The 604-nt window shown below is 62.6% G+C and carries 1 protein-coding gene; it reads right to left on the minus strand.

The window, feature by feature from the left end; translation table 11 throughout:
- Positions 1-604 (minus strand): IS3 family transposase (locus ACX3P1_RS28340; RefSeq protein ID WP_459083161.1); only part of this gene is annotated, 604 nt, incomplete at both ends.

The following is a 604-nucleotide window of genomic DNA, read 5'->3' on the forward strand; positions in this document are numbered from 1 at the left end:
GCATGCCGAGAGCGTTGAGTTTGGCGTAGATGGCCGGCGGCAGGTTGCCAAGGCTGCCGTGTGGCCTGACGGTGTTGTAGTCGTCCTTCCAGGCCGCCAGTTCGAAGCGAGCGTGTGCCAGGGATGTAAACAGGGTCTCGTTGAGCAATTCGTCACGCAGCCGACCGTTGAAGCTCTCCACAAACGCATTCTGCGTCGGCTTGCCGGGGGCCGTATAGTGCCATTCGATCCGCCGATCCTGGCTCCAGCGCAGGATGGCCATACTGGTCAGTTCGGTCCCGTTATCGCTGACCACAGTGTGTGGCCGGCCACGTTGGGCCATGAGCAGGTCCAGTTCTCGCGCCACTCGCAGCCCCGACAGCGACGTATCGGCGATCAGGCAGAGGCATTCCCGGGTATAGTCATCGACGATGCACAGGATGCGGAAGCGCCGGCCATCGGTGAGTGCGTCGCTGACAAAGTCCAGGGACCAGCGTTGGTTCGGCCCTAACGGCATGACCATAGGAGCCCGCGTCCCAAGGGCTCTCTTGCGGCCGCCGCGACGACGGACCTGCAGCCGTTCCTCGGCATAAATCCGGCGCAGCTTCTTGTGGTTGAGCATGAT

This window comes from Mesorhizobium sp. A623, from assembly GCF_054489405.1.